17 protein-coding genes and 1 tRNA gene are annotated in these 20198 nt (G+C 49.0%); 11 read left to right on the top strand and 7 right to left on the bottom strand.

Annotated features, from left to right (window positions below):
* Positions 1–5 precede the first annotated feature (5 nt).
* Positions 6–1532: a glutamate--tRNA ligase gene (gltX, locus tag P2W70_RS05000; protein ID WP_276480338.1), complete on the bottom strand. Its 1527-nt coding sequence runs from the start codon at positions 1530–1532 to the stop codon at positions 6–8.
* A 93-nt stretch (positions 1533–1625) separates the two neighbouring features.
* Between gltX and P2W70_RS04995 the strand changes: the two genes are divergently transcribed.
* The gene (locus P2W70_RS04995) at positions 1626–2576 is read left to right on the top strand and encodes an ARPP-1 family domain-containing protein (RefSeq protein ID WP_276480337.1); all 951 of its coding nucleotides are present in this window, start codon (positions 1626–1628) and stop codon (positions 2574–2576) included.
* A gap of 22 nt (positions 2577–2598) precedes the next feature.
* Complete coding sequence (locus tag P2W70_RS04990) at positions 2599–3243, top strand: polysaccharide deacetylase family protein (RefSeq protein WP_276480336.1); 645 nt, start codon at positions 2599–2601, stop codon at positions 3241–3243.
* 151 nt (positions 3244–3394) lie between these two features.
* Here the strand turns inward: P2W70_RS04990 and P2W70_RS04985 are convergent, their stop codons facing one another.
* Entirely contained in the window at positions 3395–4309 is a 915-nt protein-coding gene (locus tag P2W70_RS04985) for a hypothetical protein (RefSeq protein WP_276480335.1), read from the bottom strand.
* A 103-nt stretch (positions 4310–4412) separates the two neighbouring features.
* Between P2W70_RS04985 and P2W70_RS04980 the strand changes: the two genes are divergently transcribed.
* From P2W70_RS04980 to P2W70_RS04965, 5 genes are all read left to right on the top strand, one after another.
* The gene (locus tag P2W70_RS04980) at positions 4413–5177 is read left to right on the top strand and encodes a TatD family hydrolase (RefSeq protein WP_276480334.1); all 765 of its coding nucleotides are present in this window, start codon (positions 4413–4415) and stop codon (positions 5175–5177) included.
* 169 nt (positions 5178–5346) lie between these two features.
* Positions 5347–5433: transfer RNA gene (locus P2W70_RS04975), tRNA-Ser, on the top strand.
* A gap of 19 nt (positions 5434–5452) precedes the next feature.
* A complete protein-coding gene (locus P2W70_RS34405; RefSeq protein WP_420832384.1) occupies positions 5453–5740 on the top strand; it encodes a GIY-YIG nuclease family protein in 288 nt (95 codons plus the stop codon).
* 370 nt (positions 5741–6110) lie between these two features.
* Positions 6111–6542: a hypothetical protein gene (locus tag P2W70_RS04970; RefSeq protein WP_276480333.1), complete on the top strand. Its 432-nt coding sequence runs from the start codon at positions 6111–6113 to the stop codon at positions 6540–6542.
* 1222 nt (positions 6543–7764) lie between these two features.
* Entirely contained in the window at positions 7765–8673 is a 909-nt protein-coding gene (locus P2W70_RS04965; protein WP_276480332.1) for a hypothetical protein, read from the top strand.
* Positions 8674–8688: 15 nt separating this feature from the next.
* Here P2W70_RS04965 and P2W70_RS04960 read toward each other — a convergent pair whose 3' ends face one another.
* The 5 genes from P2W70_RS04960 to P2W70_RS04940 all read right to left on the bottom strand — a co-directional run bounded on the left by P2W70_RS04960 (position 8689) and on the right by P2W70_RS04940 (position 15406).
* Positions 8689–9438, bottom strand: a complete 750-nt coding sequence (locus P2W70_RS04960; RefSeq protein ID WP_276480331.1) for a LytR/AlgR family response regulator transcription factor — start codon at positions 9436–9438, stop codon at positions 8689–8691.
* Position 9439: 1 nt separating this feature from the next.
* A complete protein-coding gene (locus P2W70_RS04955; RefSeq protein ID WP_276480330.1) occupies positions 9440–11065 on the bottom strand; it encodes a sensor histidine kinase in 1626 nt (541 codons plus the stop codon).
* A 91-nt stretch (positions 11066–11156) separates the two neighbouring features.
* Positions 11157–12242: a DUF4369 domain-containing protein gene (locus P2W70_RS04950; protein ID WP_276480329.1), complete on the bottom strand. Its 1086-nt coding sequence runs from the start codon at positions 12240–12242 to the stop codon at positions 11157–11159.
* Positions 12243–13056: 814 nt separating this feature from the next.
* A complete protein-coding gene (locus tag P2W70_RS04945; RefSeq protein WP_276480328.1) occupies positions 13057–13920 on the bottom strand; it encodes a helix-turn-helix domain-containing protein in 864 nt (287 codons plus the stop codon).
* A 127-nt stretch (positions 13921–14047) separates the two neighbouring features.
* Complete coding sequence (locus tag P2W70_RS04940) at positions 14048–15406, bottom strand: vanadium-dependent haloperoxidase (RefSeq protein WP_276480327.1); 1359 nt, start codon at positions 15404–15406, stop codon at positions 14048–14050.
* Positions 15407–15581: 175 nt separating this feature from the next.
* Here P2W70_RS04940 and P2W70_RS04935 point away from each other — a divergent pair, with 175 nt between their 5' ends.
* The 4 genes from P2W70_RS04935 (at position 15582) to P2W70_RS04920 (ending at position 20186) form a co-directional block, all read left to right on the top strand.
* Complete coding sequence (locus P2W70_RS04935; protein WP_276480326.1) at positions 15582–16892, top strand: glycerate kinase type-2 family protein; 1311 nt, start codon at positions 15582–15584, stop codon at positions 16890–16892.
* Positions 16893–16902: 10 nt separating this feature from the next.
* Positions 16903–18243 (top strand): GntP family permease, encoded by a 1341-nt coding sequence (locus P2W70_RS04930; RefSeq protein WP_276480325.1) that lies wholly within the window; start codon positions 16903–16905, stop codon positions 18241–18243.
* Positions 18244–18334: 91 nt separating this feature from the next.
* Entirely contained in the window at positions 18335–19339 is a 1005-nt protein-coding gene (locus P2W70_RS04925; RefSeq protein ID WP_276480324.1) for an outer membrane beta-barrel protein, read from the top strand.
* A gap of 115 nt (positions 19340–19454) precedes the next feature.
* The gene (locus P2W70_RS04920; RefSeq protein ID WP_276480323.1) at positions 19455–20186 is read left to right on the top strand and encodes a carbon-nitrogen hydrolase family protein; all 732 of its coding nucleotides are present in this window, start codon (positions 19455–19457) and stop codon (positions 20184–20186) included.
* Positions 20187–20198 lie beyond the last annotated feature (12 nt).

The following is a 20198-nucleotide window of genomic DNA, read 5'->3' as shown; positions in this document are numbered from 1 at the left end:
TTGTATTACAGTTGTTGTAAAGCGGCGTGAATGCGCTTCACTGTTTCTTCTTTTCCGATGAGCTCGGCGATATCGAATACGCCGGGTCCGAATTTACCACCTACGAGCATGATGCGTAAAGGCATCATCAGTTCGCCAGGTTTAATGTTCTTTTCGGTAGCCAGTGCCTTGAAGGCCGCTTCCTGGTCGGCGCCTTTCCAGTCGGCCGAAGCCATCATAGCGCTGGCGGCTGCTTCAAAGAAAGCTTTCTTATCGGCATTCCATTTTGGCTTTACAGCCTCCAGGTCCAGTTGCTGCGGTGTTTCGAACAGGAACTTCGACTGCTCGTAGAAGTCGGTAAGCAGGGTGCAACGATCTTTCACCATGTGGAGGGCCTTGTCGAGAAAAGCTTCGTCGGTAATGACAATACCTTTGCTTTCGAGGATCGTCTTCACCTGGTCGCGGTAATGAGCTACGGGCAGCTTCTTGATCCACTCATGGTTGAACCATTTGGCTTTCTCGTAGTCGAACTTCGCGCCGCCTTTATGAACACGGTCGATCGAGAACTTCTCTACCAGCTCTTCCAGTGTAAACAGCTCCTGGGCGGTACCGTCATTCCAGCCCAGCATCGCCAGCAGGTTCACGAAGGCTTCAGGCAGAAAGCCCAATTCACGGAAACCGGTAGTAAGGTCATTTGTTTTGGGATCCTTCCAGTTCATGGCAAACACCGGGAAGCCGAGACGGTCACCATCGCGCTTACTGAGTTTACCATTGCCATCGGGTTTCAGGATCAGCGGCAGGTGTGCCCATTGGGGCATATCGCTTTCCCAGCCCAGATATTTCCAAAGCAATACGTGTACAGGGGCGCTGGGCAGCCACTCTTCACCACGGAAGGCGTGGGTGATCTTCATCAGGTAATCGTCTACCACCACGGCAAGGTGATAGGTAGGCATACCATCTGCCTTCAGCAATACTTTATCATCGACGAGGCCGGTGTGGAAACTTACCTCTCCGCGGATCATGTCCGTGAAAGAAACCGTTTCGTTTTCTGGCATCCGTATGCGAATGACGTGCGGTACGCCGTCTTCGAGCAGGGTTTCCGTTTCCTCGAAGGTCAGCGAACAGGAGTTGCGCATTTCCAGGCGCACCTTGTGATCGTATTGGGGAGAGGGGTTTTCAGGTGTCTTGAACCTTTCACGCATGGATTCCAGCTCTTCGGGACGGTCAAAAGCGTAATAGGCATGGCCGGTCTGCACCAGGTGCTCGGCATACTGGCGGTAGATCGATTTTCGTTCGCTTTGGCGGTAAGGACCATATTCGCCACCCACATGCGGGCCTTCATCGGGCTTCAGTCCGCACCAGGTAAGGCAGTTGATAATGTATTCTTCCGCACCGGGCACAAAACGGCTTTGGTCGGTATCTTCAATGCGTAAAACGAAATCCCCACCCTGTTGACGGGCAAACAGGTAGTTGTATAAAACCGTGCGCACGCCGCCCAGGTGCAGGCCACCGGTCGGGCTGGGTGCAAATCGTACTCGTACTTTTTTTGCCATAGTGGGCAAAGATAAGGAGTAGCGCGAAGAAGGGAGGAGGTACCTGCGGGGTACAGAAGTACTATTTTAGGTCAGGGGGCGTTAATATTGCATATGTTCAAAGGCATCACCATACTGGTTCTGGTCCTTACAACATGGACTGCACAGGCGCAATTGACCTACAACAACCTGACGGTCGACTACGACAGCGTATGGCAATACAAGAACCTGAAGATAATTCCCATACGCCCGAAAGGGGGCGGTACCGGAGGTCCCAGAGGCATGCTGCAGGGGCCGGGCAGGCCGATCATCTCCCTGAGCCAGGCATTGAAGCGGGGATTGGTAAAGGTGAGTGAGCGGGGTACCGCAGCTACTGAAAATGTACATTACTTGCGCATCAACAACAGTTCCGATACCGCGGTATTCATAGCTTCCGGCGAGATCATCACCGGAGGGCGGCAAGACAGGATGGTCACGAAAGATACCGTCCTGGCTCCCAACAGGCGCGACCAGTACATAGATGTGATGTGTGTGGAAGAAGGACGCTGGAGCAATAAAGAGAAAGCCTTTGGCTACCATGGTTACGCCAATCCGGACCTGCGCAAGGTGCTCGACTCCTCGCGCAACCAGGTGCTGGTATGGAAGGAGATCTTTGGTCAGCTCGAAGGCAGTGGTGTAAAATCGCCCACACTGGCTTATACGGCGCGCCAGCAGGATAAGAAATACCGGTTGCAGGAGACCGAATACTTCCGTTTTTTTTACGAAAAGATAATACGTGACAGCAGCATTACGGGCTTCGTATGTGTGAGCGGCGACCGGGTGATCGGCACGGATATTTTTGCCGGCAACAACCTGTTTCAGGAAGAGCTGGAACCGTTGTTGCGCGGGTATATCGAGGAAGCATTGATCAAGGGAGCCCCCGTAGTGGCAAAGGATGATACGGTACGGAAGTATATGGACAAGGTGTTGACCGATGAACGGCAACAGGAGCAATACCTGAAGAAGAATGGCAAGATCTTTCGCTATGAGCAGAAGGTGTACCACCTGACCGGATACCGGGAATAATTCTTGTTATCTTTAGGGTACCATGTTCTATTTTGTAAAGACACCCTGGTTACTCAAACGGCTTTATCCACGTTGTACCTGGCATATACCTACCCGGGATAAGGTCATCTACCTCACCTTCGATGATGGTCCTCATCCCATCGCAACCCCCTTTGTACTCGATTTATTACAGCAATACCAGGCGAAGGCCACCTTCTTTTGCATCGGTAAAAACGTGGTGGAGCAGCCGGCTATCTACCGCCGTATCCTCGATGAAGGGCATCGTACGGCCAACCACACCCATAACCACGTTAACGGGTGGAAAGTAAAAAATGATCAGTACATTAACAACATCCTGGAGGCTGCCCGACATATAGACTCCAACCTATTCCGGCCGCCATACGGAAAGATTACGCAGTTTCAGGCGAAAGTGCTTACGGACACAGCGACGTATAAAAGCTCCGACCGAAGTTTTAAGGTCATTATGTGGGGTGTATTGAGCGGCGATTTCGATACGAAGTTGACTGCGGAGAATTGTTCCCTGAATGTGATCAATCATTCGAAGCCGGGTAGCATAATCGTATTTCACGATAGTGAAAAAGCGTTTCCGAGGATGCAGAAAGCGTTGCCGGATACATTGAAATATTTTAGTGAAAAAGGGTACCGCTTCGAGGCAATTCAATTGTAAAAAAACACTACTGTAAGACTGAAAATTTGTCGGTTGGGAGATTCCCAAAATTGGAGGAATGGGCTAAAATAATTTGGGCCTGGGTAGACACCCTGGCCCGTTTTTAATCCGTACCCTATGAAAACTGTTCTAAAGGTATACTATTTTTTAATTAAACCAAAGAAATTTCAAATACCACCCCATTAACCTGGAGGGCTGCTTTCCGGTCACATTGTCCGGTTCCGAAATCCAGGACGCCAATAATTTTCCCATCCCGGGAAATGGAGATAGTGCCCTGAGGGATAAAGGGACAGGTAAATTTCCGGATCAGCGGGGTGGTAATATCGGCTTGCCAGCTATAAGATTGGCTACCCAATTGGAGGGCGCCGGTAGCCTGACCGGTCACTTCAAATACATCATCGCTGAGGTTCAGAGGAGTAGATACGCCGGCTGTCTGGGTAAGGGTTCTGGTACTGCCCCAGGTATTGAAGTTGCCATTGGGCTTGGTCAGCTTGGCGCCAGTCACCTCGATCTTGAAGCTGCGTTTGTCCTGGGTGCTGGTATTGGTGGCTTTATGGGTGCCTTCTACCTTGAAGCTGTCGATGGAATAGCCGTCAAACGTAGTGGTGGCGCTGCTTCCGGGCAGCAGTAAATGCCCTGAGTATACGATGATTACCTTGCCTTTACGGGTATGTCCGTCTTTGCCTGTACACCCCGTGCCGAAGTCAATCGTGACCTGCAGCGGGAAAGCATTGGTGCCATTGAGTTTGGTGAAACTTGCTACAAAGCAGGGAGTATCGTTTTCGCCGTTCTCTTTATTGCCGGAGGAAGGCTGAGCGCTTCGGGCAGCAAAGACGCCGGTGCCGCCTACGGCTACTTCCGGGCTGACACCCAGCACATTACTCAATACATCGGCAAATACAGCGTCAGACTCTGCGTCGGCCTGGGTACTGGCTTTGGCGAAGGTGGCCTGGTCGTCTTTACCTGGATCATCAGCCTGGTTATCTTTCTTACAGGCGGTAAACAGGAGGGCTGCGGCAAGGGTAGCGGCAGCGCCCTTTTGGAGGAGCAGATGCGTGATTTTCATAAAAACGGGATTGTTGGTTGTTATTTAACGTCTTCAGACGAGATATAGAGGTGGTAGTTTAAAGGTTCTTTCGATTAATTTTGCGGGGACGAAAACAGGAATAATGCAAATAATTGATACTCATACCCATTTATACGGAAACGCTTTTTTGGGGGATATAGATGCGGTGATAGCCAGGGCAGAAGCGGAAGGGGTGGGAAAAATGTACCTGCCGGCGATCGATAGCGAGACCCACGAGGCCATGCTGAAGCTGGAAAGTAGGTACCCTGGTAAATGTATAGCGATGATGGGGCTGCACCCTTGTTCTGTAAAGGAAGACTATAAGCAGGAGTTGGCGATCATTGAAGAATGGCTGGGTAAAAGAAGCTTTGCAGCGGTAGGGGAAATTGGCCTGGATTATTACTGGGATAGAAATTTTGACAAACAGCAAATAGAGGCATTTCACCAGCAGATCGAGTGGGCCTTGCATTACAAGCTGCCTATTGTTATCCATTCCCGTGAATCGATGGAAGACAGTATTACGATCGTACGCGAGCACCAGAAAGGGGCACTGGGCGGCATCTTTCATTGTTTTACGGGTACAACGGACCAGGCTCGCAGGATCATCGATGCCGGGTTTTACCTGGGGATAGGCGGGGTGCTGACGTACAAGAAATCCGGTTTGCCGGAGGCGTTGGTAGATATACCGCTGGAATCGATGGTGCTGGAAACGGATGCGCCTTATTTACCGCCCGTGCCTTACCGGGGAAAAAGGAATGAAAGCAGCTACCTGAAATACATATTGGAAAAGTTGGCGGAGGTAAAAGGGGTGTCGACGGAAGAGGTCGCAAAAATAACTTCGGCAAATGCCCAAAAAATATTCGGTTGATAAGGGCCGAACCTGTATTTTTGCCACCCATTTTTAAGGTACATGCCTGAGAGTGGGAGTTTCAACCTGGAGACGTGTCCGAGTGGTTGAAGGAGTCCCGATAGCAATCGGGAGAAAGTGTGAAGATCGAAAGGGTACTATAGTTCTTGAATTGATTTTTCTAAATATTGGAGACGTGTCCGAGTGGTTGAAGGAGCACGCCTGGAAAGTGTGTATACTCGAAAGGGTATCGCGAGTTCGAATCTCGCCGTCTCCGCTTCAAATTTCATCTGTGTATGGCGCACAATGAAAAATTTTATGTGTATGTCCTTCAGTCTCTGAAGGACTTTTCTTTTTATATAGGTCAGTGTGACGACCTCGACTGCCGGATGAGCAAGCATACTGACGGCTTGAGTCAATACACCTCGGGTAAAGGCCCCTGGCGACTGCGATATTTTGAATGCTTCAAATCCCGGTCCGAGGCTATCCTTCGCGAAAAAGCCATCAAAAAGAAAAAATCCCGAAAGTACATTGAATGGCTGGTTAGTAGCAGGTTTGAACATGCGATAGTAGATTTTGAATAGAATTCGAGTGGTTGACGGAGTCCCGACGAATGTCGGGAGAAAGTGTGTATACTCGAAAGGGTATCGCGAGTTCGAATCTCGCCGTCTCCGCCAGGAAAATATAAGCCCCGCTTTTGGCGGGGTTTTTTGTTTTTGGACTGTTTTCCAGCTTGTGCCCTAAAACGGATGCCTCCTGGATTTGCAATTATTTTAGGGTCGCCATCATTACCTGATTGCCTGTTCTTCCCGCCCCGCTTCTTTTGCCATCTGTTCTTTTGTATCAGGCCCGACTTCTGTATATTTATGCGAACGGGCTAACCCTAACCAGGATGTCTAGCCAATTTTACCATTACTGACGGGAATAAGGCAGTTCTGCTTAAATAAAGAATCTATGAACAGGAATTTACTGGTATTGATGATAGCTATGCTATTGGGACAGGTTTCGTTTGCCCAAATGATAGACTCCACGACCTACTTGCATTTACGCAACGCTGATAAAGATGAGTTTATGAAGTATGCGAAATCTGTTGGCCTGACCACCGATTATGACACAACCGCACAGTCTTTGTTTGCGAAAAAGAAAGGATGTATTTATACAAAACCAGCTGACGACAAGAATAATAACGAGTACTATGATTTGGTATTGATCGTTTCCACGCAAAACAAAGAGAACAACAAAGTAATATTGAAAGGTGCTACAGAAATGACAGACAAAAAAGGGTTTTGGCTCGATGGGGCTTATTTATACAGGGAATGGGATACGGAGAATCCTATCTCAAAAGAGATGTGGTATAAGGTGTTGGTATACAAAAGGAAAAAATAAGTTAAAGCTCGATGATTTCTTTCCAGCAACCTTGGGACGGTGAATATTACACATAATCATTGTGGCGTCACCTGCTGAATGGGTAACAACAATATAGCGCCTATGGCCCCACCTACAAATAAACTCATTTTTACGCTATGCAGCTTGTTGCTGACGATTGCCGCGGCTGGGCAATCTGTTACGGTTAAACTTGCACTACAAGTCAATGGGGATTCGACAGGAAATCATGTATTTCGCGTGACAGTTAAGAATAACCGGTTCGAGCGGTACTATGTACAGGATACCACAATTATTCAGTCCCATCGCTGTTTTTTATACCAATTTTCGATGACGACAGACATTGAGCGAAAGAGCAAAGGGAAATATGAGCTGGTAGACGATAGATGCTCGAGCGGTGACCCGGCTCCAGATCAATGCCTTCTGAATTGTTGTACTTGCGTAAGGCTGCTGAAAGGGGATCAGGTTCACTTTGATGTCAAATTGATCGACTGCTGCACATTGACTAAAGGTAACTATCGGGTTAGATTGAGGATATTCCCCATAACCATTCCGGCGGACGCGGGTAAGGACGAAGACCTTTGGTTTAAGTCGAATTATGTCGATTTCTCTATCCCTTAGTGAAGAAAAGTGAAGACCTGGTCGAGCACCAAAATCTTTTTTCAAAGAATTTCTCATGAATAGGTTGAATCTGTTGCTGATTCTTTTCACAGTATTAGGGATAAACTCGGGCGCTCAGTCCGTTTCAGTAAAGCTCACCATGCTGAAAAGCGGCGATTCTGCAGGAGGCTCTCATCGCTCGCCCGGTCACCGATGCACCTTGGGAAAGGTTGACTTGTAATTTCTAAATCTGGCCTATTAGCCGCGTGAAAATAGCAGCCCTTCCTTTTGGCGGGGCTTTAACTTTTGGGGTAGGCTGTCTTTAATATATTTACGGATACCCCTGACAATACAAACCGTAATGCTGTTTAGAAGCCTTTTCACCATACTATCGGTAACCATTTCGATATTGACTCTTCCTGTCTCTCCTTGCATGGCTCAAAATATTAATGATACTTCTCTATTCCTTACCCGGTTTAATCGCGGGGAAACCAGTTCATATAAAATACCTCTTACGAAAGCCTGTTTCATACGAGAGGCAACGCTGGACGCGCAATATACCGGTGGGTGGATCATGAAGTGGGAGGTTACGAAGAAAGCCCATTCAAATTTGCTATTCCTGGAAATGAATAGCTCTGAGGTGAAAGGAGGGTGGGGGCAGGGAGATGTGAGTGGATCTGTACAATTGATGTTTGAGTTGCCTGCCATAAATGATAGTATCGTCATGACCAACCTGTCCTATAAGGCAAACGGTGTGCACGCGATTAATAATTATGGAGGCATCGATGCTAAACGGGAATACTTGACAGGAAATGTGAAGCTAGTTCGCGATGGTGATAAAATGGTGTTGACCGCTTTTATTGACCTTGTTACCCAAAATCCAGATACCAGGCAGCAAATAGTACTTGCTAATCATTCGATGCAGTCGTTCAGCTGCGAAGAATACCAGCACTACATGAATCAAAAGGATTCAATCCAAAAAAAGGAAAATGATGAGCTCGTTAATGCCATCACCCAGGCCGTCATTGCGAGGGACTCAATATTGGAAGCCGGGAATAAGCGTATACAGGATTCACTAAAGCTGCATCCCTATACAGGTCCATTCAGGTTTTGGGTGTCAAAAGTCGACAAACCTGAATACTTACGGACGACCTATTCGGTCAACCAGGATTCAATTGTCGTCAAAAAAGGGCCCTATGATTTCATATACCTGGCAAAAAATTATCCGGCAGATGCTGTCTATTTTAAACGCGCGTTGACAAAAAAGGAAAAGAAAGCATTGGCAGCGCTTGAGCAACAAGCGGGTTTGGATAGTTTGGAACGGTTCTATTCGAATAATTGCATTTTAGACGGCCTGATACTCGTTTTCGATATGGCGTCGGCCGCTTTCTCAAAAGAAGTATCTGTTACAAATTACTACCAGGAAAGCCTTGGTGCTGTTGTTCGGTTTTTGAACGATATCGTACCAAAGCCATACCGGATTTGGTACGATAAGAAGCAGCTTGTAAAAGACCAGAATGCATGCGGCAGATAGAGGTGTGCAACAATGCTACTCCAGCATCCTTTTTACCTGCTCCTTCTTCAATTTCGAGATCGGGATCTTCGAGCCATTCTCCAGCAATAGGTAACCGCCATCCTGCTTGATCAGGCTTTTAATAAACCGTTTGTTGACCAGGTGTGTCTGGTGGCAACGTATAAAACCATACCCCTGCAACACCTCTTCATATTCAAAGATCGGCTTGGAGGTGACAATGACCTCGCCATGCTGCAGGTAAAAGGTAGTATAGTTGTTAGAAGATTCACAGCGCACGATCTCCTGCGTCCGCACAAACCGCGTCTCCCTGGCCGAAGGCAGCGCAATGCGATGTTCCTCTTTTTGGTGCTGATGTTGCAGCAGTGCCAGCAGGTTCTCCAGTTGCCTGTTTTGCTTTTTCTCCAGGATCCTGCCGATCGCTTTTTCCACGGCCTTCTTTAACTCGTCTTCTTTGATCGGTTTAAGCAAATAATCGATAGCGGAAAACTTGACCGCCTGAATGCCAAACTGATCAAAGCCCGTAACAAAAATGAGTTCGAAGTGATGGTCCGGTAAAGAAGTCAACAGCTCGAACCCGTTTTTCTGCGGCATCTGGATATCCAGGAATACAATATCTGGCTTCCCTTGTAGGATCAGCTTTTCTCCATCCATACCATTCGTTGCCACCCCCACGATCTCAAGATCCGGAAACAACTTCTTCAGCAGTATAGATAGGTTGTCGATATTGTTCCTTTCATCGTCGATGACAACAGCCCTGATCGCCATACTATAACCAGTTTTTGAATGCTAAATGTACAATTGTTTCTCTGTCCTGCTTTCGTTCGATCGTTAGTTCGATGGGCTGCTCCCGCAATGTCTGGGCCAACAGTGATATCCGGTTCCTGGTCAATTTCAAGCCATACCCCTCGGCTTCCCTCGATACGTTGAACGTACGGCCATTGTCTGTAATAGACACGAGCATGTCCTGCTCCCGTTTTATAAACGCTATTGAAATAAGCCCTTTTTCACCCAATGGCCCGGCGCCATGCTTAACCGCGTTTTCCACCAGCGGTTGTAACAGCAGGTTGGGTATTTCGGTGCCATTTTTATCTATCGCCTCGTCAATACTAATTGTGTAGTTAAATCCAAACCTGAGCTGTTCCAGGTTGAGGTAGGAGTCCAACAGATGTGCCTCACTAACAAGCGGAACCATTTCTTTTTCGGAGTTATGCAGCGTATCCCTTAACAGGCTGCTAAACTCAGTGAGGTAGCGGTTGGCCGCGGAAATCTCGTTTTTGTTGATCAGCCCCTGGATAGACGACATGGCATTGAATATAAAATGCGGGTTGAGTTGGGAGCGTATGGCTTTGACCTCCAGAGAAAGTTGTTCCCTGCGCCGCCTGCTCCTCGTTAACTGCCGCCTGTAAATGAATAGCCAGGTAAGTAACCCGCCCAAAAGTAATACACCGGCAAAAATGATCTTTGTCTGCGTCGTCTGGTACCATTGGGGAACTACATAGATCGTATGCTCCTGCCCATCGCTGGGGTGAAACTCATAACGGACTTGAATCCTATATTGATCACCGGCAACCAACTGCGGAATAACCAGTCTGTGACCGGTTTTTTTCCAGCTGGTATCGCTAATCGACTTGCTTAGCAACCTGAATTCTAAAGAAGAGTCTGGATAACCACGCTCGTTGTTGAAATACAATACCAACTCGGATGTCTTGTAAAAAGGCTCATAGTTGAGCATCTTGGGGATGTCCGGTTGTTTAGAGGGTTCCTTGTCTATAACCTGCCCATCCTTGATATCGATATTAGGTAAGGCGATCAGATTTTCGCGGACCTTGTGAAAAGAGTCAATGATCTTTTTATTGGATTCTTCCTGAGTTGCCAGGATCAGAAATGGGCTAAGCGGTTCATCGATACCACGGATCTGAAAACGAATAACTTCCTCCTTCGTTTTTTTATTCCTGATACTTGCCTCCACGCCTGGGTATACCATATTCGCTTGCTGACGAAGCTTAAAGTATTTGCCTTTTGTCAATGGAAGCGTTCCAGGCGAAAAAGGAAAAAGAGATAGGGGAGAGTCTTTTTCGAGTAATGGATACGACCGAATATCCTTCCAATTGCCAAAATACAGATCTTCAGGGTAATCGATCTTGAATTCCAAATCCTCTGGCATAATTTCGGACGACTCGTTATGATTTTTGTTCAACTTAACAGTCCTTACAGGTTGGAAAAATGGCTGCAGGTTCGCTGTGACGTAAATCCGTAACAAATCTCCTTGTGCGGTCAATTTTCGGTGCCTGTCAGGCCAGGTAGCATTGGCAGACGGAAAATCCAGGACAGAGTCGGTGATGTGTAGCGCACCGAGAATAATGCTGAATTGATCAAACTTATATACGACCACCGACCGATGCGTGAGTGAATCCTGGGCGCTGGCCCGAAGGCCAGCTGCTACCAACAGGATTACGAATACTATTCTTCGCATGGTCCTAAAGTTAATGGTAAATAGTGCTTAATAACTCATCAAGTTTGGCATCGTTATCACCTCCGTTAAACCGGCCAATAATGTAGCCGCAGGGGTCGATGAGTATCTTCGTTGGAAAAACATGAACGCTGAATTGTCCGGCGATGGTTGGACTGCCTTCAGCCGGTGGTCCTGCAATCGGACTGCTCAGGATATTATGCCATAGACCAATGCCATCTTGCTGAATCGCCTTCCTCCAAGCGGAATCAGTTTTGTCGTATTCAGTGGCGATGCCGATGATCTCGAAGCCCTTGCCCGAATACTTTTTGTACAACTCGATGAGGTGTGGATTAGACGCCCTGCACGGTACACACCAGCTTCCCCAGAAATCCAACAGCACATACCTGCCTTTAAAGTCCGACAACCGGAGTTCTTTTCCCTGTACATCCAGCGCCGAAAATGCCTTAGCCGGGCGGCCCTCCGCATTGTCCTTCATGGCGTCGAGGTAAGATTTCGTATACTGCCCATATTTGCTTTCCCGGTATTTTACGGGAAAGCGATTGTACAGGTATTGAACCATGTTATTGGGCCATCTGCCACGATAGAAGGATAGTTCATACACGCTGAGGTAGGACCCCGGATTTTTCAGGATATATTGTTCGGAGAAAGCACTGTGCCGCTCTGACAAGGAATCCGTAAACGTCTTATTAATATAGTCGCGCTGCTTTTTCACCTCCTCATATTCAATATGCGTGGCAGATCCGGTTAAAACGATATCCCTGAACTTGTCATTTTCCAGGCTGGCTGTCATGGCTGCCGGTTCCAGAAAAACCTCGGTGATATTCAGGTTTTCATCGTCAGGGATAATCTTTCTGTTGGTTTTCAGCAAAGCCATCGTGGGCTCATCGATGTGGCCATGAAAGGAAAAACGGCCGTTCTCCAGCCCACAACTGTCCGTTACATTTTTCCCTTCGGCATCCTTGTACTGTAAATAGATCATTTTTGCCGGGGAGCCTTTTAGGTGACCGGATAAAGTAAATGCATTGGACCGGGGAGGCTGTGCGCTACACAGCAGGGTTGCGGCGATAAGCGTAAACAGCAGCAAACTTGCCCTCATAATGAAAGGTTTAGATTTGTAAATGATTGTTGACCGGTTAAAAGTAGTGCGCAAGGGTGGCCGTTAGTAGGGCATTTGTGAAACCCGGAAGGCTATTTGTGAATTCGTCCAATAATTGGGTAAATTCAATAATGAGGAGAATATCAGTATGATTCAAACATCCATCAACTGTAGCGCACCCCCCCTGGGATGTATACCTGCACGTGACCGATCCCTACGCACTGGCCGCTGAATTTGCAGCACGTCAGGTCACCTTCTTCAGACCGGTCGAGACCAATAGCGATCATTTAAGGGGATTTGAAGTGCAGGATGCCGATGGGTTTATACTGTATTTTGGAACGCCGCTGCAAATGTCATGACATTTTAGAAAACGCTTGGAAATCCCCTCCATCGCGAAGTATATTTGCGCGCGAAGCAGAAGATTACCTGGTTGTGCAGGTATCGTACCCCAGGCGCTCCCGTACCCATCCCGTACCGTTCCCGTACCGATCCCGTATAAATAGCTCAACTTTTAAAACAAGGCCATTTTCGCTAAAAAAGGAAGGGATCGACGTGTCTGGAGAGAAGTAACACCGACATGTTGGGTGATCTGGAGGGTGCCGCTCCCTACTCGCTTCCATACCGCTCCCATGGCGCTCCCATGGAAGTGTAATGAAAATAGCACAACTTTTCTAAATCAATCTCTTACGCCAAAAGCGATAGGGATGATCGTGTCCAGCCAGTAAATATCCGGGCGAGTGACCTGCCTTCATCGGTCAGGTGGCTTAAACCGTCAATCGATAAACGAGGTCCGGCAACCAGCCACGGTTGTGCGTCACGCAGGTACCTGTTGCTTCACCGCCATCGGCGAGTAACCGAATCTTGACCGGAACGACCGGCTGAAGTGGGAGAGATTTTCAAACCCGCTGTCGAAAGCAGCTTCAGATACCGTTTTGTCGAAGTGGGAGAGGAGATGTAACGCATGTTCCAGCCGTTTTTCCATCAGCCACTTGCCAGGTGTCGTTTGGAACGCCCGTTGGAAATCACGTTTAAAAGCCGAGAGACTGCGGGCACAGAGGCGGGCAAATTCATCGAGCCCAAGATTGAAGCAGAAATTGTCTTCCATGATCCGTTGTAACGACACCGCCTGTGGCTCCTGCAGCAAAGACCCGAAATAAGCATTCAAGGCTTTGTTGGCAGGATTGTCTGCAATCGTTAGGATCAACTCCCTGAACTTTAGCTCGAGCAGACTCGGGTCTGGCTCTCGCACGTTGTCGAAATGGGATAACATCGATTGGAAGAAGGCCTGTACCGCACCATTCGCATCGACAGGCATGAGCGGATCATATTTTTCACCGCTCTTGTACAGCGGCGTTGATTTAGATTGCAACACTTCACAGATAAACTCATCAGGCAGAAAAAATACCAACACACAAAAAGTGGTATCGGCAAAATGTTCTACCACACAGGCGCCCTTGCGGACAAACACACAACTCCCTTTATCCAGCTCAAAGGAGCCTTGGGCCGTATGCCACACCCGATGCCCCTCGATGATGTAGAGCATGTAATTATTGTGACTCCAGAAATTGTCGTACCGGGTTTGGTACAAACAATTGACCTGCGTGATCAACGCATGGCGTCCATGAAGCTGCCGGTAATAGGCAGGATTCTGCTTTATTTTCGAGTAGAGGTTGTACACAACAAAAGGTTTGTGTACTAAAGGTACGGGCAGGGAAAAGCCAGGTCAATCCCCTAATTGGGTGACTCAGCACAAAAGGGCCTCACTCCCGGGAGGGGAGAAAGGCCCTGATAGGAAACATAACTGTCTATTCTATAATGAAACTGGATGGAAGCGACTTAATCAGCACATTCTCTCCTGTTTTGAAACCTTGTTGAAGGCCCGCATCGTTGGATTGCTCATAGTGAATGCCGCCATATAACCTTGATTGAGCGGCCTCTTTGGCGACTGCTGTAAATGAGCTGTAGGTGCGTGCACCAAAATTCAGGTAGTCATAAGTATGATCGGTAATGGAGTGCACACCCGGAAACAACGATTCCAGTACTGTTGCTGTACCGCCCGACAGTGCCGAATGTGCGGACGGATATTCCGGATGCGCCGGCGTGGCCAATGTAGGATTCCATGTAGTAATACCAATCACCTCATGGATATACGTGATAGGTCTTACCTGGTTATATTGATACTTCACCTGGAAGCAGCTGATCAGCGCGTCATTGCCAGCCGCGCCAGACAAGGCATAAGCCAATGCCGCTTTGGCCATCGACACCTGTTTCTTTTGTAGTGTCTGCAATAAGATGCTTAACCAGTGGCCGGGAGACGATACGCCCGGCACATCGCGCCAGTAAAAAGCCATATTGATCTGGTCGGTAGTCAAACCCTGCGATACATCATATACCTTCTTGACCATCTTGTAAAACGGCGATTGAGGATCGGTTGAGTAGGCGATTGGGGCGGGGGCCTGGGTATTGGTCAGACTACCTTTCACAATCGGCCGGTTCTCCCCCCAATACGGTGTAGCGGGTGCGCCGAAAGCAGGCGGCGTAGGTTTCCATTTGCCAGGGCCAGTAGGTACGACATAAGGCCTGCTGGCATTCTTGTAACCATCGGTTTCGCTCCAGGCAAATACAGCACCAGCTATCAATTTGCCATAGTCGGCAGCGGCATTTACTTTATTGCTGGGCGCTTTAGCAAGAAATTGGGTGCGCAGCAATTGCTCCAGCGAATCGATAGCCGATTTGTCGGCAGCTGTAGCATTGGGAAATAAGGACCGGTTGATAGAGGCAAGGGCCGCATTGGCGCTCGCTGGCCAGTAAAATTTGGATGAACCCGTGGCAGCGGGCAAGCCAGTCAAACCATTCCATTGCTTGGCCCATTGACCGCTGCCTGGAACGCCTTCTGCAATGCTTTCCCAGGCTGCGATCCCTGCATAGGCATAAGGTCTTGAGAAACCATGGTTGGGAATACCCGTGGCATTTTTCATCAATCGTAATTGCAGGCTCATCCATTGTTCTATCACGTCCGAGGAGTAAGTCGTTGGCGCGCCAGGTTTGCCATGTCCCCAAAAATCATCCAGCTTGTTGCAACCTGTTAACAAGGTGATCAACAGTGCCACCGGTAGCACACAGGCGATTAGCCGCCTGTTTCCTTTGTAAGTTCTGAAAGTCATAAATGTTGGTATTTGAAATGAATAGATCGAAACCTGTTTAAACTATAAACAGGTTTTTCAATGGATACCTGGAGCTGCAAATTGATGATAAAACACGCAACCCATTTGTCTGCAAAGTCCGCAGATTGTGCTGTAGAGTTCAGGCTGCGCCAACGAAAACCGGTATATTACATCAATGAATGTCACGATAGCGAGAGCAAATGCCATTGGTATACTACAGGCGGGGATACAAGCCGTGCAGCCGGGTCACCTGATACCCCGGTACATCAACAGAAGTGGGGATCAGGTACACATAAACGGGGTACTGGCGCAAGGTAATATCTATGTCATTGGTGCCGGCAAAGCCGCAGCAGCCATGGCGCAGGCCACGGAACAGGTATTGGGGGATAAGATCACTGCCGGTGTAGTGACAACGAAATACGGACATAGTTTACCCACAGCAATCATTCGTATTGTCGAAGCCGCCCATCCCATCCCGGATGAGAATGGTTTGCAGGGAGTAAAGGCGCTCATTGGATTATTAACCAACGTAACGGCAGAGGATACAGTACTCTGCCTGCTGAGCGGCGGTGCTTCTGCCTTGTGGCCCGACCTCCCATCAGTTACCACCCTGACAGAACTTCAAGCCTTATCCGACCAACTGATTCGTTCCGGCGCGTCTATTGCAGAGATCAATACCGTGCGAAAACACCTCTCATCGATCAAAGGCGGGCAACTCGCCAAATTATGCCATGGTGCGCAGGTACATGCTTTGATCATCAGCGATGTGCCGGGCGACGACCTGAGTGTGATTGCCAGCGGCCCTACCGTGGCAGATGCCTCCACCTACAACGACGCAATTGCGATACTGGAGCGCTACGAACTTTGGCAGGGGATACCCGTCAGCCTGCAGAAGCATCTTGAAGACGGCAGCAAAGGAATAAACCCTGAAACACCCAAGCCAGGCGATCCCACCTTCGATAAGGTGCACAACACCATCATTGCTTCCAACAACATTGCCTTAGCCGCTGCGGTAAAAAAAGCCGAAGCCCTCGGCTATTACACCATCGTCCATCCCTTCGAAACCGGCGACGCAGAGCTAGCGGCAGAAAAATTACTGCAAGCGGCCTTGGAATACGATGGGCCGCTACCGGCCTATATATTACAAGGAGGTGAGACAACCGTAAAGGTCACCGGCAACGGATTGGGTGGCAGGAATCAGCATTTTGTATTGACTGCTCTAAAAAAAATGCAGGAAGCAGGTCCGCGCGATGTAGTATTTACAGCATTGAGTGCTGGTACAGATGGCACCGACGGACCCACCGATGCCGCTGGCGCAATAGGCGATTGGTATACGCTGCAACGTGCCGGCCAGGCAGGCCTGGATATCGCATGTTACCTGCAGACACACGATGCTTATCATTTTTTTCAAAAGACCGACAGCCTCCTCATCACCGGACCCACGCAAACAAACGTGATGGACCTGATGATGGTGCAGATCTCCTAAAATATTTCGGATGACCAATTCCTATTACCTGTTATTTCTCCTGGTGGTGAGCATTAGCTTTATCGTCTGGTTCACAGCTTACAAAAAGGTAAATGCGTTCTTCGCCCTGCTTATTGCCGCATTGGCGGTTGGCCTCTCGAGCGGACTGGCGCCCGACAAGATCCTGTCTACCTTGAAAACAGGCTTTGGCCACACGATGGAGAAAATAGGGCTGCTCATCCTGTTGGGTACTACACTCGGCGTGATACTCGAAAAAACAGGCGCCACCATCAGCATGGCCAATGCCATCCTGCGAAAAGTAAAAGAAAAGAATGCGCCGCTGGCCATCGGAATCACCGGTTTCATTGTTGGTCTGCCAATATTTTGCGATAGTGGTTTTATCATCCTCAGCGGTCTCAATCACTCGCTGGTGAAGAAAACACGTGTCAGCATGCCCACCATGGCCGCTGTACTGGCCACCTCCCTATATGCAGTACACTGCCTGGTGCCACCACATCCCGGCATTACCGCCGCAGTAGGTACGTCCGGCGGAAACCTTGGCCTGGTCATGATCTGGGGCATCGTCCTCGCGCTGCCGGCAGCCATAGTAGGATACATTTGGAGTGTTACAAAAGGAGCAAAAGTTGAACATACCTATACAGCGCCGCAGGAAACAACAGCTGTAGGCACCACGTTACCACCTGCAGGACTTTCCTTCCTGCCTGTATTATTACCCATTGCCCTCATTGCTGTCAAGTCGATCGTACTGCTGTTCATCACGACGCAGGAGTTGTCTGCCAATATCGCCCTACAGATCGTTTCCTTTATCGGCGATCCGGTCATGGCCCTGGTCGTCGGTATCCTGGTCTCGCTGACCCTCATACGCGGCGAGCACAAACACGAATGGTCACATTGGCTCACGGCAGGTGTCGAAAAAGCAGGCATGATCCTCGCCATCATCGCAGCCGGTGGTATGTTTGGTGAAATGCTGCAAGCCACCGGAATGGGCAAGCACCTCGGTGACCTGCTCGGCGGCCTGTCACTCGGCATCTTCTTTCCCTTCCTCATAACCGCTATACTCAAAACAGCCCAGGGATCATCGACGGTCGCCGTCATTACGGCAGCGTCCCTCGTTACGCCATTATTAGGTAGCCTTGGTATCAACTCCCCGACGGGACTAACCCTTGCTATTCTTTCCATGAGCGCCGGTAGTATGGTGATCAGCCATGCCAATGATGCCTACTTCTGGGTCATCAGCCGTTTTTCAAACCTCGAAACGGCAGCCACCCTCAAGGCGTATAGCCTGGCAACCCTGCTGATGGGCGTTACAGTACAGCTGATAATTTGGGTACTTTTTAGCGCATTTGCCTGACAATTCATCGCTTAACACTTGGTGGAACGGTTTTTATGTATGGCTTCAGGTATAATGCTGAAACCATATTATTGAATCCAAATGTTTCTATATGAACCATTTCCAACGTGTCTTCGCCATATGTTGCCTCATGATAATCTCCTTGTATACTTTCGCGCAGGATGGTTCCGGCAGTAAATTCTACCTCAAAGCAGCCGGCGGTTATTTCTTCAGTGTTTCCAACGGACAGTTTCCCAACGTAGGTCCCTATCCGCCACACGATGTCAGTGCAGCGGTTAATCCTACGACGGGTGTGTCGACGACCCTGCGGGATAAGGTGCTGACAGGCTCTTACGGGCAAGGTGTACGGGGAGGACTGTCCATCGGTTATAACATCAACAAGTACTTCGCCGTAGAAGGCACCTTCAATTATTATCACAGCAAGAAGAACCTCATGACCCGAAATGTGTCTACCATACAGGGCACCAGCACAGTGGTGGGCAGCATCGAATCAAATGGTCATGTCAATGCCGTGGATTTCGCACCCAGTCTTGTGCTCAGTCCCGGCTATACCAAACTCAATCCCTACATGCGTTTTGGGGTCGTAGTACCGCTCTGGGGACGTCTTATTATTGAAACCGATGCGACCAGAACCAGTGCCGTACCCAATCAGCCACCGGTGGTCGTTGCGCAAACAGTCATTCACCGCGAAGAAGAGATTAAGCCATATCCCACCATCGGCTTTCAGGGTGCCATCGGCGCTACCTACGCACTCAATAGCCGGTTCGATCTTTTCGTCGAAGCAGAATACCGCAACGTGCCTGTCAAAAGCCATAGCAAAGAGATCACGACCTACAATGAGGTGACGAAGTTTGTGAATACGGCCAATGGACAGGAAGTAGCGCCACAACGTACGCGCGGACTCAACGACCTGAATGTCGCCGAAAGGAATACCGACTACGTGACCACAATCGACCAGAATTCCAACACGCCTACCGGCACTTCCGGTACCACCACCAATTACAAAGACAACAACAAACCAGCCAACGACTTTATTTCCTTTATCAACATCGGCGGACTCGGCGTCAATCTCGGTGTGCGCCTGCGGTTGAGATAAATAAAATAACTTATTGGTATGCCCGAAACCCGGTCCCACAAAGGATTGCTAAACTGGATACTGCGATCATCCCGTTGCGCCTCGATCATTTTGTAACTTCAGTCAAACAAAGCATATGAAAATAGCCGTTGCACAAACCAGTCCGGTAAAAGGAGATATAGCCGCCAACCTGTCGAAACACCAGCAAATGGCCGAGTCGGCGGCAGCCCTGGGCGCTCGCCTGGTCGTGTTTCCCGAACTGTCGATAACCGGCTATGAGCCAGAACTGGCGAAGGAACTGGCGGCAGATCAAAACGATCCCCGCCTGGAACCGCTGCAATCATTAAGCAACGAATATGGAATAACGATTGGGGTAGGTATGCCGATCGCTGTGGAAGGATCATTACCCCAGATCGGCCTGATCTTCTTTCAGCCCGATCAGCCACGTATCACCTACGCCAAGCAACACCTGCATGCCGACGAAATACCATACTTCAGTCCGGGCAATCAGCAGGTTTACCTGGAACTGAGCGGATTCAAAATAGGCTTGGCCATTTGTTATGAACTATCAGTACCCGAACATGCTGCCAATGTACACCAGGCAGGTGCAGACATCTACCTGGTTAGCGAAGCCAAAACAGTACCCGGTGTTGAAAAGGCCATACATACTTTGACAGATACATCTGCCCGCTATGACATGGCCGTGCTCATGTCCAACTGTATCGGTCTTTGTGATAACACGATTTGCGGTGGCCGGTCTGCCGTATGGGACAACAAGGGTAATCTACTGACGGAGTTGGAAGCAGACCAGGAAGGCATCCTGGTGCTCGATCTCGCATCGTGGGAAACCCAGTCCATTATCGGATAAGCCAATGCTCAC

The sequence above is a fragment of the Paraflavitalea pollutisoli genome (assembly GCF_029360705.1).
GTDB lineage: Bacteria > Bacteroidota > Bacteroidia > Chitinophagales > Chitinophagaceae > Paraflavitalea > Paraflavitalea pollutisoli.
This window is presented reverse-complemented; position numbering and strand designations above follow the sequence as displayed.

Excerpts from the sequence above, each read along its gene's own strand:
- P2W70_RS04985 (WP_276480335.1), bottom strand. The coding sequence starts at position 4,309 with ATGAAAATCACGCATCTGCTCCTCCAAAAGGGCGCTGCCGCTACCCTT.
- P2W70_RS04970 (WP_276480333.1), top strand. The coding sequence starts at position 6,111 with ATGAACAGGAATTTACTGGTATTGATGATAGCTATGCTATTGGGACAG.
- P2W70_RS04925 (WP_276480324.1), top strand. The coding sequence starts at position 18,335 with ATGAACCATTTCCAACGTGTCTTCGCCATATGTTGCCTCATGATAATC.
- P2W70_RS04920 (WP_276480323.1), top strand. The coding sequence starts at position 19,455 with ATGAAAATAGCCGTTGCACAAACCAGTCCGGTAAAAGGAGATATAGCC.
- P2W70_RS04990 (WP_276480336.1), top strand. The coding sequence starts at position 2,599 with ATGTTCTATTTTGTAAAGACACCCTGGTTACTCAAACGGCTTTATCCA.
- P2W70_RS04995 (WP_276480337.1), top strand. The coding sequence starts at position 1,626 with ATGTTCAAAGGCATCACCATACTGGTTCTGGTCCTTACAACATGGACT.
- P2W70_RS04940 (WP_276480327.1), bottom strand. The coding sequence starts at position 15,406 with ATGACTTTCAGAACTTACAAAGGAAACAGGCGGCTAATCGCCTGTGTG.
- gltX (WP_276480338.1), bottom strand. The coding sequence starts at position 1,532 with ATGGCAAAAAAAGTACGAGTACGATTTGCACCCAGCCCGACCGGTGGC.
- P2W70_RS04930 (WP_276480325.1), top strand. The coding sequence starts at position 16,903 with ATGACCAATTCCTATTACCTGTTATTTCTCCTGGTGGTGAGCATTAGC.
- P2W70_RS04960 (WP_276480331.1), bottom strand. The coding sequence starts at position 9,438 with ATGGCGATCAGGGCTGTTGTCATCGACGATGAAAGGAACAATATCGAC.
- P2W70_RS34405 (WP_420832384.1), top strand. The coding sequence starts at position 5,453 with ATGGCGCACAATGAAAAATTTTATGTGTATGTCCTTCAGTCTCTGAAG.
- P2W70_RS04950 (WP_276480329.1), bottom strand. The coding sequence starts at position 12,242 with ATGAGGGCAAGTTTGCTGCTGTTTACGCTTATCGCCGCAACCCTGCTG.
- P2W70_RS04935 (WP_276480326.1), top strand. The coding sequence starts at position 15,582 with ATGAATGTCACGATAGCGAGAGCAAATGCCATTGGTATACTACAGGCG.
- P2W70_RS04965 (WP_276480332.1), top strand. The coding sequence starts at position 7,765 with ATGAATAGCTCTGAGGTGAAAGGAGGGTGGGGGCAGGGAGATGTGAGT.
- P2W70_RS04980 (WP_276480334.1), top strand. The coding sequence starts at position 4,413 with ATGCAAATAATTGATACTCATACCCATTTATACGGAAACGCTTTTTTG.